Source organism: Clostridium lentum, from assembly GCF_014287815.1.
Lineage (GTDB): Bacteria > Bacillota > Clostridia > Clostridiales > Clostridiaceae > Clostridium > Clostridium lentum.
This window is the reverse complement of the sequence record NZ_JACOOQ010000011.1, coordinates 80,669-94,812: the sequence shown is the minus strand read 5'-3', so window position 1 is coordinate 94,812 and position 14,144 is coordinate 80,669. Positions and strand designations below refer to the sequence as shown.

At 29.7% G+C, this 14,144-nt stretch carries 13 protein-coding genes; all 13 read right to left on the bottom strand.

Annotated features, from left to right (window positions below):
* Window positions 1–221 precede the first annotated feature (221 nt).
* The 13 genes from rodA to rpsA all read right to left on the bottom strand — a co-directional run bounded on the left by rodA (window position 222) and on the right by rpsA (window position 14,140).
* Complete coding sequence (gene rodA, locus H8R92_RS07940; RefSeq protein WP_243166635.1) at window positions 222–1,295, bottom strand: rod shape-determining protein RodA; 1,074 nt, start codon at window positions 1,293–1,295, stop codon at window positions 222–224.
* 215 nt (window positions 1,296–1,510) lie between these two features.
* Entirely contained in the window at window positions 1,511–1,783 is a 273-nt protein-coding gene (gene minE, locus H8R92_RS07935) for a cell division topological specificity factor MinE (RefSeq protein ID WP_186835153.1), read from the bottom strand.
* A 12-nt stretch (window positions 1,784–1,795) separates the two neighbouring features.
* Complete coding sequence (minD, locus tag H8R92_RS07930; RefSeq protein ID WP_022211822.1) at window positions 1,796–2,593, bottom strand: septum site-determining protein MinD; 798 nt, start codon at window positions 2,591–2,593, stop codon at window positions 1,796–1,798.
* Window positions 2,594–2,611: 18 nt separating this feature from the next.
* Window positions 2,612–3,253 (bottom strand): septum site-determining protein MinC, encoded by a 642-nt coding sequence (gene minC, locus H8R92_RS07925; protein WP_186835147.1) that lies wholly within the window; start codon window positions 3,251–3,253, stop codon window positions 2,612–2,614.
* A gap of 200 nt (window positions 3,254–3,453) precedes the next feature.
* The gene (locus H8R92_RS07920) at window positions 3,454–6,402 is read right to left on the bottom strand and encodes a penicillin-binding transpeptidase domain-containing protein (RefSeq protein ID WP_186835146.1); all 2,949 of its coding nucleotides are present in this window, start codon (window positions 6,400–6,402) and stop codon (window positions 3,454–3,456) included.
* On the bottom strand, window positions 6,399–6,890 hold the full coding sequence (gene mreD, locus H8R92_RS07915; RefSeq protein ID WP_022211825.1) for a rod shape-determining protein MreD: 492 nt from the start codon (window positions 6,888–6,890) through the stop codon (window positions 6,399–6,401). Before mreD ends, H8R92_RS07920 begins: the two co-directional genes overlap by 4 nt.
* Window positions 6,891–6,901: 11 nt before the next feature.
* Window positions 6,902–7,750: a rod shape-determining protein MreC gene (gene mreC, locus H8R92_RS07910; protein ID WP_186835145.1), complete on the bottom strand. Its 849-nt coding sequence runs from the start codon at window positions 7,748–7,750 to the stop codon at window positions 6,902–6,904.
* Window positions 7,750–8,769 carry a rod shape-determining protein gene (locus H8R92_RS07905; RefSeq protein WP_022211827.1) on the bottom strand — a complete coding sequence of 340 codons (1,020 nt, stop codon included), beginning with the start codon at window positions 8,767–8,769 and terminating at the stop codon, window positions 7,750–7,752. The genes mreC and H8R92_RS07905 overlap by 1 nt, the downstream gene beginning before the upstream one ends.
* 27 nt (window positions 8,770–8,796) lie before the next feature.
* Complete coding sequence (radC, locus tag H8R92_RS07900; RefSeq protein WP_186835144.1) at window positions 8,797–9,483, bottom strand: RadC family protein; 687 nt, start codon at window positions 9,481–9,483, stop codon at window positions 8,797–8,799.
* Between the two features lie 68 nt (window positions 9,484–9,551).
* Window positions 9,552–10,118 (bottom strand): Maf-like protein, encoded by a 567-nt coding sequence (locus H8R92_RS07895; protein WP_186835143.1) that lies wholly within the window; start codon window positions 10,116–10,118, stop codon window positions 9,552–9,554.
* Between the two features lie 231 nt (window positions 10,119–10,349).
* Complete coding sequence (locus H8R92_RS07890; protein WP_022211830.1) at window positions 10,350–11,093, bottom strand: SPOR domain-containing protein; 744 nt, start codon at window positions 11,091–11,093, stop codon at window positions 10,350–10,352.
* Window positions 11,094–11,340: 247 nt separating this feature from the next.
* The gene (locus H8R92_RS07885) at window positions 11,341–12,789 is read right to left on the bottom strand and encodes an aminoacyl-histidine dipeptidase (protein WP_022211831.1); all 1,449 of its coding nucleotides are present in this window, start codon (window positions 12,787–12,789) and stop codon (window positions 11,341–11,343) included.
* Between the two features lie 199 nt (window positions 12,790–12,988).
* Entirely contained in the window at window positions 12,989–14,140 is a 1,152-nt protein-coding gene (gene rpsA, locus H8R92_RS07880; RefSeq protein WP_022211832.1) for a 30S ribosomal protein S1, read from the bottom strand.
* Window positions 14,141–14,144: the final 4 nt, after the last annotated feature.

The window sequence follows — 14,144 nt, the reverse complement described above, 5'->3', positions numbered from 1 at the left end:
TTATTTTCATATATTTTTAAGAACCCATGCCAGTGATCTTCTAGTATTATTTTTATTTTACCTTTTTTCATATGTAAAAACCTCTAATTTATAATTAATAAATTTAACATATTTAAAGGTTGAAAGCTAGATAACATCTAACTTTCAGTCATCGAAAATTTTATACTTTCCTGTACTTTAAAAAATAGCCATGGATATTTTCCATAGCTATTTTACTATAACTAAAAATATATTTTCTTTTTACTCATTCCTATATTTAAAACAATTCCTAAAGAAAGAATTGTTGTTAAAAGAGAACTTCCTCCATAGCTTACCAATGGAAGCGTGATTCCTGTTATCGGCATAAGGCCTATTGTCATTCCAATATTTTGTGTTATAGCAAAAAAGAAATAGGACACCATTCCAATAGATACACATCTACCAAATATATCCTTGGAATTTTTCGCAATTTTTATCATTCTGGATATAAGAATACCATAAAAACTTAATAATATTATGGCTCCTATGGTTCCCCATTGCTCTCCTATTTGAGCAAAAATGAAGTCAGTTTCAACTTCTGGCACATATTCTGAGGCAAAACCACCAGTACCATCATTACTATAACTATTATGTGCTCCAAAGAATCCTCCTGAACCTATTCCAATAAGCGATTGCCTTAAGTGATATCCTGAATCAGAAGTATCAGTATCTGGATTCATAAATGATGTTATTCTTGTTTTTTGATAATCTTGAATAAGTCCTGAATTCCATAATAAAACTACTGCTAAAAGCATTGACCCAAGACCATAAAGTATTACTCTTTTATCAAGTCCTCCTATAAAATAAACACCTAACACCATAAAAAATAATACCATGGTCATCCCCATATCTGGTTGAATAACAATAAGTGCTGCTGGAATTACAGCATATATAGCTAAGGTGAAAAAATTTTTCACCGTATTTATATTGCCTTCCATTTCTTCAAGTTTTCGTCCCATCATCATAATAGTTGCAACCTTAGCAATTTCTGCTGGTTGTAGTGATATAACTCCTAAATCTATCCATCCTTGAGCTCCATTTACTGTTTTTCCTATAACTAAAACTAGTACTAATAATACTATTGATCCACCATAAAATAAGTTGGTAAATCCTTTTATTGTATTATAATCAGTTGCTAAAACAAAATATAAAGCAACTAAGGAAACCAAAAAAAATATTGATTGTTTCTTTAAATAAGCTATTCCATAATTACCCTTAGTAGCTAAATATATATTAAGAATACCAAATGAAACTATACATATGATAGAAAAAAGCATCCACTTATCCAACTCTTTAAATTTTTTTAAATCAAGTTTAAAGCTTGGTATTACTTTCACTTTTTCACCTCCACAACTTATCATCTTATTATATAATAATTGACCGTTTTTCTCTATAAAATTTATGTAAATATAAAAGTTCTTTAAGCTTTCTGTAAGAAAGTAAACTTAAAGAACTTTATTTTTTACTTTAAACAATTGTTAGTATATAAAATTTATCTTCCACGCATATTTTTTATAGGAATATTTGCTACAAGAGCAGGTCCATTACCTGTTTCACTTGTTTCAGTCCTATTTAATGCTATTTCAACATCATCTGCATCAATCTCAATATATTTTGATAATACTTGTAATATTTCTACTCTTATTTTGTCAATAGTTTCTGGGTCTATATCCCCTCTATCGTGAATAAGTATTAATTTTAATCTATCTTTTGCTACATCCTTAGGAGTCGTTGTCTTATTATGAAAAATTTTTAACAAATCCATCATTCTTACCTCCTAATTCTTTTTAAATATTTTTATTAATTTTGAAAATATACCATTAGACTCTTCACTTAAATCTAATAGTGGAACATCTTCTCCAATAATTCTATTGGCAATATTTCTAAATGCTTTTCCTGAAATAGATTTATCATCTAAAACTATTGGCTCTCCTTTATTGGTTGATACAGTTATATTTCTATCATCTGGTACAACACCTAAAAGCTTCACTGATAAAGTCTCTATAATATCAGGTACATCAAGCATATCTCCTCTTTTTGTCATTTCATAGTTTAATCTATTAACTATTACTTCATGTTTATCCAATCCTTTAGCGTCTAGTTTTCCAATTACTCTATCTGCATCTCTCACTGATGTAATTTCAGGGTTAACTACCACTATAGCTCTATCAGCTCCAATAACAGCATTTTCAAAGCCTTGCTCTATTCCTGCTGGTGAATCAATGATAACATAATCAAACTCTTCCTTTAATGTATTTACTATGGATAACATGTCTTCTGACTTTATATCATCCTTATCCTTAGTTTGAGCAGTTGGAAGTAAGAATAAACTTTGGTATCTTTTATCCTTAATAAGTGCCTGCTTTAATCTACATCTATTTTCAATAACATCCATTATTGTATAAACTATTCTATTTTCTAATCCCATTAAAACATCAAGATTTCTTAATCCTGTATCTCCATCAACAACCACTACCTTTTTTCCGATAGCTGCAAGTGCTGTTCCTATATTAGCTGTTGTTGTAGTCTTTCCTACTCCACCTTTTCCAGATGTTATTACTATAGAAACTCCCATTTTTTTATCCCTCCAAAATTAATAACTATACTTATTTGGTAAATATGGCTCAACAATTATCATTCCATCCTTAACCCTAGCCACTTCAGGATAAGGAGGTTTAACATCATCAGGAGATACTGTAATTAAATCTCCAATTTGCAGAAGTTGAGGCTGTAGTATAAATGCAGCTATTATCGCTTCTCTATTGCCTCCAATACCTGCTCTTACACGCCCTCTTATGCTTCCAAGAACTATAATATTTCCACCTGCTGATACTTCTGCTCCACTATTAATATCACCAATAACAACAATATTACCTTTACTATTAATACACTGGCCACCTCTTATGGTTTTTTTTATAAATTTAGTTCTTCCTTCATATATACCTGTAAAGACTGCATCAGCTTCTATTTTTCTTTTGTTTGTATCATCAAATATACAATCTCTTATATGTATTTCTTCAAATAGCTTATCTTTCAATTTGGCTATTTCACTATCTGATACATTCTTAAGGTTTGCTATAATTTTTATTATAGAATTTTTATAAAACCCTTTTCCTATAGATAATACGCTTATAATTTCTGCAATAACTTCATCGAAATTTATAAATTTATCTATATTAACTATAACACTTATGCCCTCTTTATCACCTTTTATTTCAATTCTATTTTCCTTCATTGGTTACCCTCCACCAATTTCATACACTTTTTATTATAATTATACCATATATCAACAGTTAATAACATAATATACTATATATTTATAATTTCTACTAACTTTAACATAGTTTTTTTATTTTATCTTTTCTATATATATTATTATCGAACATTGTTTTAAAAAAATAATAGAGTTATCAAAAAATTGATAACTCTATATAATTATTGTGTACTTTCAGTTGCATCACTTTCCACATTATGGCTATTTTCTTCCTGATTTTCTTTATTATCATTTAGCCCATTTGCTACATATTTTTGATAACTTTCTGAACTTTTAGTATAAGCTGAATAGTTGCTTTCTAATAATTCCTTAAAGAATGCTTCATATATAGCTAGATGAATAGTTGCTCCTTCACTACCTTTATTACCATCATATAAAGTTGAGAATATAGCAATTTGTGGATTATCCATTGGTGCAAAACTTATATAGTTACCATATGGTCTTCTTCCTATGACTGTATAATTTTCTTCACTACCAAAGTCTGCTGTACCTGTTTTACCTGCTACAGCAATTGGAAATGAATTAAAACTATTATAAGCTGTACCATTACCACTATAAGTGTTAACCATCCTCATACCTTCTTTTACAGCTTGTAAGTATTCACTAGGTATGTCTAATTTATCCACTACTTCTGGTTCAAACTCTTCAATTACTTCTCCATCTGGCGAAGTAATTTGATCAACAAGCCTAACCTTATATCTTGTTCCCCCACTTGCTAACGTGGCAACATAATTAGCTAATTGTAATGGCGTAAAAGCATTCATGCTTTGACCAATAGCATCCTTAACTATTTCTGCATAAGTATCTATCTGAGTACTCATGTCGCTTATAGTGTATTGTGCTATAGCATTAGCTATTATCTCTGCTTGTTCATCAATACTAGTCTTACTACTTCTAGTACTATTATAACTTTCTAATGATGCTTTATATTCATCAGAAAGTTCCATTATAGATTTTATATAACTTATTAATTGACTAGCAAAGTCATCAGCACTTGTAAGCTGTGCATCTGTACCCACTAGCTCTAAAGCTTTATTAATTTGAGCCTTCAAGTCTGACTTTGCATTAGCTAATGCTTCACTATCGGTATCATTTTTAGAAATATTCAACGGTGCATAATAGAACATTCCATTATAGTTTCCAGTTTTCAGACTATCTACTAATGTATACATAGGTGTATCAAGTATTCTATTTTTCCATGACTTAAAGTTATATGTCTGGCCGAAGTTTTCTTCTATTTCTATACCTGTAGAAGCATTGCCACCTTCTGTTACTCCAAGTCCAAATTTATAAGCATAATGAGCAATACTATCTAGTGCTGCTACTCTTTCTTTTTCATCATTAGAATTTCCACCATTTTTAAGATATAGTTCATACCCTACATTGTGGAAGAAGAAGTTTGATGAATGCATTAAAGCTTCTCTTACTGAAATAACTCCATTTCCAGTCTTTTGAAAGTTGTATTGTGTAAGATTTCCTACCTTCCACACTCCTGTATCATTTACCGTTGAACTAGTGCTAATTACTCCCTCCATAAGACCTGCAATTGCAGTTAATGGTTTAAATACAGAGCCTGGTGGAAGAAGTGCTTGTGTTGAATAATTGAACATTGCCTTTGGATATAAATCATAGGTATCTTCTCTTGTTCCATCTTCATTTAATGGAAATAATTCATCAATTGTTGATGTTGCACCAGTCTTAGCTATATGCTCAGCAGCAAAGGCTTTATAATCTGGTGAAAAGTATTGTTCATATAATTCATCACTTAATTGTCCTGTAGCAAAATCATTAGGATTAAATGTTGGGTAGCTTGCCATGGCAAGTACTCTTCCTGTACCAACTTCAATGGCCACTACTGAACCTCTAGTAGCATTAGACCTACCATTACCGTAATCTTTATTAGTTACATTAGCATCAACACGAGCTAAGGTATCTTTTAGTGCCTGTTCAGCTGCATATTGTACATCTTTATCAATGGTAAGATGAATATTATTCCCTGCATAAGATTCAAGCTTAAATAACTCTTCGGTAGTTCTACCTTCTGAATTAACTTTTACAGTAGTCCCTCCATCTTTTCCCTTAAGCTGTTCTTCAAAGGCAGCTTCAATTCCTGCTGCTCCAACTAAATCTGTGGATGCATCATATCCCTTTAGTTCATATATTTCTTCTTCAGTACTTGTTATCGACGAAACATAACCAAGTATTGATGATGCTACTGATCCATATGGATAATATCTAACTGGCTCTAAGTCAACATCTATCCCTGGAAGCTCATTTAACATCTGATAAAATATAAAAGCAGTATCCTTAGTTATATCACTGGCTATGGTAACTGATTTATATCCTTGATAACTCTGAAGATTTATAGCATCTTTAACTACCATATATTTCCTTATATCTTCTATTGAATATTTCTCTAATAAATCTTTTGTGATAGTCTTTCCATCAACATCCTTATACTTAGCAACAATAGCATTATATTCTTCCTTAGTATAATTTTCTGGAAGAAGCATCTTATACATTCCGTATAGCTCTACTAAATAATAAAAAGTATCCTCTGGTGTTATTTCTAATAACTTTTCATTTATATTAGCAAGTTCTTCATCAGTAAAATCACCATCATGATTTTTATATAACTTTTTTACTACTTCATCTTTTAACCCTCTATCGTTTTTAAATAAAAGTTCTGTAGCTTCCTTCACATCACTATTATCATTTTTAAAAGCAAAATAAAACTGTCCATTTGAATTAACTTTTAAAAGAAGATCATCTTCAAAATTTTCTCCATTTTCACTAAGTACTTTAAATACCTTATCTAAAGTACTAAATATTGCATTTGCAGATTCAGTAGTTTGCATATAAGTAAGTACATAAGTCTGCTCACTAGTTGCTAAAATATTTCCATCACTATCATAAATTATTCCTCTTGGAGCACTTTCTGATATAAATTTTGTGGAACTTGTATCTGCCTTCTCCTTGTAATCATCATATTTATATACTTGAAGATATAAAAGCTTAGAAAATAAGCTTGTAAATATCACTGCCATAATTATATATAACACTGTATATCTTGATATGGTCTTTTTCTTTTTTGGTTTATTTACTATCATTTAAACCTCCATCTATCATTATCCATATATTTATCGCAAGTAGCTAAAACTATATTATAAACAACTATCATAATAATGGAGTTGTAACATGCTGCTAAAATAGTAGCACTATAATTGATACTTTGATTAAATAATCTTAATATTATGGCTACAAAAAAGCCCTTTATTATGGATAATACTAATGTAGATAAAACTGGAACTATCTTATTTCCCTTTAAAATGTTTTCTCCTATTTTTGCCGCTAAAAAGCATAATAATAGATTGCTTAAAGAATTAATGCCAAATCCCTTGACAAAGTATATATCCTGAAGTATTCCACTAATTACCCCTATAAAAACCGCTTCATTTTTTCCACATACTATTGAATAAGCTATTGCAAAAATAAATAAAAGACTTGGATAACTGCCCATTATTTGATAATTAGGTAATAAGGAATTATCTAAGACTAAAAGGAAAATTGAAATAAGTATTATAAATATCTTTTTCATACATTTTCCTCCTAATCGTATTCAATTTCATCAATATTACTGTTAGGAATTACTACAAATAATTCTTCCACTTCATTAAAGTTAACAAAAGGCTCAACTACAGCACTTTTCATAACCCTAACATTATCTTCTTCCACTGATACAACAGTACCTACTGGTATTTCCTTTGGATAAATCTTACCAAGTCCTGATGTTATAATGATATCGCCTTCTTTAACATCTGAGCTTATTGGAAGATTATACACTACAGTCATATTGTTATCTTTCTTATCACTTAATCCTTGAAGCACCCCAGTGGCTTCTCTTGTCTGTTGATCCATTACAGCAACAGCAATATTTTCATTAAGTATACTTTGAACTATAGCAAAGTTACTAGCTACTTTTGTTACTTTTCCAACTAACCCCTTAGAACTTACTACTACCATATTCTTATCTATTCCATCATTACTTCCTTTATCTATTATGTATCCATCTGATAAGGAATTTCCACTATATCCAATTATATTTACTCCTACATACTTATAATTATTCTTAGATTCAGTGAAATTTAAAGCTTCTCTTAAGCGTTCAACTTCATCTTTTAATGATTCATATTCAATTAATTCATTGGCAAGTTTCGTATTTTTTTTCTTTAATTCTTCATTTTCTAATTTAACTTCAGAGAAGTTTAAAAAGAAATCTACTGTTTCTTTTACTCTACTATTTATATTATATACTATTTTTTGTAAGGGACTAACTACTGTACTAACACTACTAGAGATACCATTTGCATCACTTTGCAAACTGTATATAATCATACCACAAAAGGCAACTGACAGTAAAACTATAGTTACTGCCAGTTTATTTTTAAAAGGTTTCATTATTGACCTCTTTGAGTTTTACTTAATTCATCAAAATTTTCTAGTGCCTTACCAGCTCCTAAAACAACACAATCAAGTGGTGATTCAGCTATGTGTACTGGCATGTTAGTTTCAGCGTTAATTAATTTATCTAATCCCTTTAATAAAGCTCCCCCACCTGCTAGCATTATTCCTTTTTCAATTATATCTGCTGCAAGTTCTGGTGGTGTCTTTTCCAATGTAGTTTTAATTGATTCTATGATTGCATATACCGGCTCTTTTAAAGCTTCTCTTACTTGTTCTTCAGTAATAGTAACTACTTTTGGAAGTCCAGTAATCATATCACGACCTTTAATTTCTAATGATTCATTTTCATCATCTATCTTGTATGCTGAACCTAATTGCATTTTTATATCTTCAGCAGTTCTTTCACCTATCATTAAGTTAAATTCTTTCTTAACATAAGCAATAATTGATTGATCTAATTCGTCACCAGCAACTCTTAATGATTTGCTTGTTACTATTCCACCTAAAGAAATAATAGCTACTTCTGTAGTACCTCCACCAATATCTACTATCATGCTTCCTGTTGGTTCACCTACAGGAAGTCCTGCCCCTATAGCTGCAGCCATTGGTTCTTCCATTAACACAACTTCTCTTGCTCCAGCATTTCTAGTTGCTTCTTCAATGGCTCTTCTTTCAACTTCAGTTACACCTGATGGATAACAAACTATTATTCTTGGGCTTGTAAATGCACTTTTGCTTGCAACTTTATCAATAAGCTTCTTTATCATTGTTTGAGCAACATCAAAGTCAGCTATAACTCCATCTTTTAATGGTCTTATTGCTACGATATTTCCTGGTGTTCTACCAATCATAAGCTTAGCTTCTGTACCAACGGCTAATGGTCTTTTAGTATTACTATTAATAGCTACAACTGATGGTTCACTTAATACTATTCCTTTACCTTTTACAAATACTAAAGTATTTGCTGTTCCTAAATCTATTCCCATATCTCTATTACTACTGAAAAATCCCATTTGAATTCCCCTTTCAATCTTCAATATTTAAATAATTCCTTTTTCTTTTAAACTCGTATAATTGTTTCTACCAATAATAATATGATCTAAAAGATTAATTCCCATAATTTCTCCGCACTCTTTTATTCTAATACTAACATTAATATCCTCTTTGCTAGGCTCTGGATTACCAGATGGATGATTATGAGAAATTATTATGTTTGCACTACCAAATTTAACGGCTTCCCTAAAAATTTCCCTTGGATGAATCAAAGATGAATTTAAAGTTCCTATAAAAATATCCCTAGTTCTTATAATATTATTTTTTGTATCTAATAATATTAGCTTTAGTGTTTCCTGATTTAAAACATTCATTTCATTCATAAGAAATTCTGCTATATCACTTGGTCTTGTGATTTTAAATAAATCATTTTTTGCTCTTAAAGTCTTAAACCTTCTAAATAGCTCACTTAATGCAATTATCTGACATGCTTTAACATTCTTAATACCTTTGATTTTCTTGATTTCTTCATAGCTTGCATCCAATATTTTATCTAGTCCACCTAAGTTTAATATCAATCTAGTACTTAAATCAATAACATTTTCACCTTTAGTTCCAGTTCTCAATAATATAGCTAAAAGCTCCTCATTCCCTAAGCTATCAGCGCCATATTTCACTAATTTCTCCATAGGACGCTCACTTAATGGCAAGTCACTTATCTTTATATTACCCATAAAATCTCTCCTTAATTAGTTAAGTATTTATTTTATAGATAATTTTCCCCATCGCCATTATACAAAAACTATTTAACCTCTTCTAAAATATTATTTAATAAATTTAATGGAAGTCCAACAACATTGTAATAACAACCAGTAATTCTTTCAACAAAAACCCCACCAATGCCCTGGATTCCATATGCTCCTGCTTTATCAAGCGGTTCTTTTGTAGATATGTACTTCAATATTTCTTCATTAGTCAAATCTTTAAACTTGACTTCAGTAAAAATACATTCTTTTTTTACTTTATTAGTTTTGCTATTAACAACAACAACTGCTGAATAAACCCTATGCACCTTTCCACTTAAATCTTTAAGCATCTTATATGCATCTTCTTCACTTTTAGGTTTTCCTAATATTTTATCACCATTTACAACTATAGTATCAGCTGCAATAATGATACTATCTTCACTTATTCTTGATAATACGTCTAAAGCTTTTCCTTCAGCTACTTCAATTACGTATTCTTCAACATTTCCATTAAACTTAACTTTTTCTTCATCAAAGTCACTTATTATAATGTCAAAATTGTCTATTATTCTATTTAATAGTTCCTGTCTTCTTTCAGACGCGGATGCCAAAATATATTTCATAACTTCACATCCTATTTTTTATTGATTATTTTTCCATATTTAAACTTATTTTAATCAATAAATAAAAATAAGTTTTTTTGAAAATAAAAAAAGAGTCCAACGCTTGTTATTAACCCTTAAATTTTCTTTTATATTTTATCACTTTATATGTGTTCAAACAAGCATTTTCCTCTCTATATAGAATTTTTTTATAATATTGTAAGATTTATTTTTTATAGTTTAAATTTAATTTTATATATCCTTAAAATTCAATAATATTGTATAAATATATTCCATTTCTTTAGGTACATTTGCCTTATTTATTTCTGTTTTTAAATTAGCAATATGTTCTTTTAAATTATTTAATATATCTATTTTCTCTCCTTCAGATATGTTTTCTAGCTCATTAGTCCATCCTTTAAAATCATCTGTATTAATTGACTTTACATCATCACTAACGGCTGTATCTAAAAGTCTTATATATCCATCACATATACTTGCAATCTGATATTCTACTTTATCATCATTATTAAAGGAAAATTTAATCTTTGTACACTCAATATTGCTACTTTTTAACTCACTTACAACTTCATCTACTTTATCACTTTCATATACTCCTGATAAGACCCTAAACTTATCTTCGTCTTCATATATGAATGCACTATACTTTCCACTTATGGAATTTAATATATGATTAGCATTGCTTTCATTAGAAAAATATCCACATTGGACAGTATAAAAAACATAAGTATTACTTATAGCTGTACTACTACCTCCTTCTGAATTAGCAATTTCATTGCTATTAGCTTCTATAGAAGTTTCTTTACCTCTGTTTCCTGATGGAAGCTCATTATTTTTAGTTAATATGCTAAAAGCCACATATGCTAATGTAATACCACAAATCCCTGCTCCCACCACAGTTCCTACTAATTTTAATATAAATCTAAACAAATCATTATTTTTACTTTTCTTATAGTTATATCTTGTATACCTCATTTTCTCATCCACCACCTCTTATATTTTTATACTTAATATATATTCTCTTTCTTTGGTGGATATACTAACATCTTTTAAATTATGTTACACATTTCATTGGTATCATAATTAAGTCAGCATATACTTTCAGTAATACTCTAATTAAGTCGTCACAATTGACTAATGAAACGCTTATGTCTCTATGCTAATAAGCTAGTTAAATTTTCAAATTCAAGCATTAAAAAAATAGACCTTTCGGCCTATTTTTTTATTTAATTGATTTTAAAATTTCAACTAAGTATTCATAGCAATTTTTAACTGATGAAATACTCATATGCTCTTCTGGTGTATGAACATCATATAAATTTGGTCCAAAGCTTATCATATCTAAATTGCCTAACTTTTCATTAAATAATCCACATTCAACACCAGCATGGATAGCTACAATTTCTGCTTCTTTTCCATACATTTCTTTATGTACAGATTGGCATATTTCTCTTATCTTTGAATTAGAATTATATTCCCATGCTGGATATCCTGAATTACATTCTAATTCTCCACCTAAAAGATTAACTATAGTTTTACTTCTTAAAACTATTTCCTCTTTTAATGAAGATACAGAACTTCTTACTGCTGAATCATACTCTACAAAACCTTCAGTAGTTGTTAAAACTCCTAAGTTAGTTGAACTTTCTACTAGACCTTCTATTTCTGTACTCTTACTATTTATTCCTGATGGATAAAGATATAATAAATTAACTGCTTTTTCTGTGCTTTCCTTTGTAAATACTTTAGATACTGCTGCAACTTCTTGTACTTCTATATTTAACCCTGCATCTTGAGCTTTTAATTCATTTTTAACTAGCTTAGCAAATTCTAAAACTAATTCTGTTGCTTTTACTAAATCACTATCAGCTACCATAATAACCGCTTCTGCTTCTCTTGGAATAGCATTATTCTTTGCTCCACCATTCATTTCACATAAAGAGTATTCAACATTATTTAAAAGATGCTTTAGGATTCTTCCTAAAATTTTATTTGAATTTCCTCTTTCTTTAATAATATCCATTCCTGAGTGTCCACCCTTAAGTCCAGATATCTTTATTTGCATTGCTTTACCATTTGTTCTTTCTTCTCTTATCACTGGAAGCTTTCCTTTAGTTCTTATTCCACCAGCACAACTTACTAAAAGATATCCTTCTTCTTCATTATCAAGATTTATTAATATCTTTCCATGGATATGTTCTGGTGAAACAGCCATAGCTCCTGACATTCCTGTTTCTTCATCAGTAGTTATTAAAACTTCTAATGATGGATGCATAACATCATCTGAAGCAAGTATAGCCATTGCATAGGCAACCGCTATCCCATTATCTGCTCCTAATGTGGTATCAGTTGCATATATGTAGTCATCTACTATTCTTAATTTTAAAGGATCTTTCTCAAAGTCATGATTTGTTCCTTTATTTTTTTCACATACCATATCCATATGCCCTTGTAATATTACTGTTGGAGCATTTTCATACCCCTTAGTAGCTGATTTCTTTATTATTATATTCAAAGCCTCATCTTGAATGCTTTCTAATCCTAAACTCTTACCAAAATTTAAAAGATAATCACTTATTCCTTTTTCATTTCCTGATCCTCTTGGAATTTGTGATATTTCTTCAAAATATTTAAAAACTAATTTTGGTTGTAAATTGTCTAACACTGCCATAATTTTTCTTCCCTTCTGCTAAATTATACTAGAATTAAAATATATATCTAAGTATATCATATTACTAATGATACTTAAATTTATTATACCTAATTTAATGCTCTATTATTTTTAAGGTGTTAATATACAAAAAAAGACAAAGATACCTTACGATAACTAATAAAAATACCTATAGGCTTAATTCCCATAGGTATTTTTATTAGTTGTCAAAAAGTCCTTTAAATAAATCTCCTAAAGTTTCACCTTCATCGCTATCATTATATGCTAAGTATTCTTGACTTTTTTCTACTGCATCTCTAATGCTTAATGATAATTTTTTATTTTCAATATCTGCATTTAAAATTTTAACCTTTACTATTTGCCCTATTTCTAAAGCTTCGCTTGGTTTTGCTATATTTTCATCAGTAATTTCATTTATATGAACTAATCCTTCAACTCCAGGGAATACTTCTACAAATGCCCCAAAGTTTAATAGCTTAGCTACTTTTCCTTCTAATACATTTCCTTCTTTTAAGCTTTCTCTATGAAGGTTCCAAGGCTCATTATTTACATCTTTTAAGATTAATGATACTTTTTCATTTTCTGCATCTACATTACCTACAAAAACAACTACCTTATCCCCTACAGAAACTACATCTTCAACTCTCTTTACCTTTTCCCATGCTAAATCACTTATATGAATAAGACCTGTTATTCCTCCAATATCAACAATTGCACCAACTTTTAATATTTTTGTAACAACACCTTCTCTTTTTTCTCCAGATTTAACATTTTTCCAAAGTTCTTTTTTATGAGCATTGTATATTTCTTCTTCAATAACTCTTCTTGAAGCAACTACTTTTCTATTTCTTAAATCTAGCTCTATAAGCTTAACTTCTAATTCCTTACCTAAAAGATTCTTTAATTCAATTCTTTCTCTTGCAGCTTGTGATGCTGGTATAAATACTCTAATCGATCCATAGTAAGCTGCTAATCCACCTTTTATTTCTTCTTTAACAACTACTTTGATTGTTTTATTATTTTTATATGCTTCTTCTAATTCTTCTTTTTCTGTGATTTGAAGAGCTCTTACTCTTGAAAGCTGTACATACCCTTCACCATCATTTGGAGATAATACATATACATCTATTTCATCTCCTGGCTTAACTACTTCCAGTGGAGAAGCATCTGCATTTGTAAGTTCTTCTCTGGAAATTACACCATCAAAGGCATAATTTATATTAACTCTTACTTCTTTTTCATCAGCATCTATTACAATACCTTTTAATATATCTCCGCTTTTGATTCTTTTAACATCAAAATCCTTTAATAATTCGCCCATTGTGCTTTCTTCTCTTTTTTCTGAATTCATTAAA

Excerpts from the sequence above, each read along its gene's own strand:
- rodA (WP_243166635.1), bottom strand. The coding sequence starts at position 1,295 with ATGCTTTTTTCTATCATATGTATAGTTTCATTTGGTATTCTTAATATA.
- minE (WP_186835153.1), bottom strand. The coding sequence starts at position 1,783 with ATGGATTTGTTAAAAATTTTTCATAATAAGACAACGACTCCTAAGGAT.
- minD (WP_022211822.1), bottom strand. The coding sequence starts at position 2,593 with ATGGGAGTTTCTATAGTAATAACATCTGGAAAAGGTGGAGTAGGAAAG.
- minC (WP_186835147.1), bottom strand. The coding sequence starts at position 3,253 with ATGAAGGAAAATAGAATTGAAATAAAAGGTGATAAAGAGGGCATAAGT.
- H8R92_RS07920 (WP_186835146.1), bottom strand. The coding sequence starts at position 6,402 with ATGATAGTAAATAAACCAAAAAAGAAAAAGACCATATCAAGATATACA.
- mreD (WP_022211825.1), bottom strand. The coding sequence starts at position 6,890 with ATGAAAAAGATATTTATAATACTTATTTCAATTTTCCTTTTAGTCTTA.
- mreC (WP_186835145.1), bottom strand. The coding sequence starts at position 7,750 with ATGAAACCTTTTAAAAATAAACTGGCAGTAACTATAGTTTTACTGTCA.
- H8R92_RS07905 (WP_022211827.1), bottom strand. The coding sequence starts at position 8,769 with ATGGGATTTTTCAGTAGTAATAGAGATATGGGAATAGATTTAGGAACA.
- radC (WP_186835144.1), bottom strand. The coding sequence starts at position 9,483 with ATGGGTAATATAAAGATAAGTGACTTGCCATTAAGTGAGCGTCCTATG.
- H8R92_RS07895 (WP_186835143.1), bottom strand. The coding sequence starts at position 10,118 with ATGAAATATATTTTGGCATCCGCGTCTGAAAGAAGACAGGAACTATTA.
- H8R92_RS07890 (WP_022211830.1), bottom strand. The coding sequence starts at position 11,093 with ATGAGGTATACAAGATATAACTATAAGAAAAGTAAAAATAATGATTTG.
- H8R92_RS07885 (WP_022211831.1), bottom strand. The coding sequence starts at position 12,789 with ATGGCAGTGTTAGACAATTTACAACCAAAATTAGTTTTTAAATATTTT.
- rpsA (WP_022211832.1), bottom strand. The coding sequence starts at position 14,140 with ATGAATTCAGAAAAAAGAGAAGAAAGCACAATGGGCGAATTATTAAAG.